Source organism: Desulforhabdus sp. TSK (genome assembly GCF_022836495.1).
In the GTDB taxonomy this organism is placed as follows: Bacteria; Desulfobacterota; Syntrophobacteria; order Syntrophobacterales; family Syntrophobacteraceae; genus Desulforhabdus.
In genome coordinates this window covers 1-420 of record NZ_BQXM01000178.1, presented here as the reverse complement: position 1 = coordinate 420, position 420 = coordinate 1, and the positions used below count along the sequence as shown (strand labels likewise).

Here is a 420-nt window from a genome sequence, read left to right as displayed (position 1 = left end):
GCCCTGGACAGCCTCGAGGATGGTGCCGCTCTCACCGCCGTCGACGTCGGCGATCTTGGCGACCCCCTCGGTCTCGATGCCGTTGCGGCGCAGCACATCCGCAGTGCCTCCGGTGGAGACCACCTCGAAGCCCAGGTCCTTCAGACGCTTCACCGGCATGATGATCGCGCGCTTATCCCGGTTGGCCACTGAGACGAAGACCTTGCCCCAGGTGGGCAGCGGGTTGTTCGCGGCCTGCTGGGACTTGGCGAAGGCGGTGTCGAAGTGCTTGTCGATGCCCATGACCTCCCCTGTGGAGCGCATCTCGGGGCCCAGCAGCGAGTCCACCACGCGGCCCTCCTGAGTGCGGAACCGGGCGAAGGGCAGCACAGCCTCCTTCACCGAGACCGGAGCCCCCGGGGGCAGCAGGGAGCCGTCGCC

At 68.6% G+C, this 420-nt stretch carries 1 pseudogene; it reads right to left on the bottom strand.

Annotated elements, in window-relative coordinates:
• Positions 1–420 (bottom strand): annotated as a pseudogene (gene carB / locus MWC30_RS22025) (carbamoyl phosphate synthase large subunit); the annotation flags it as partial.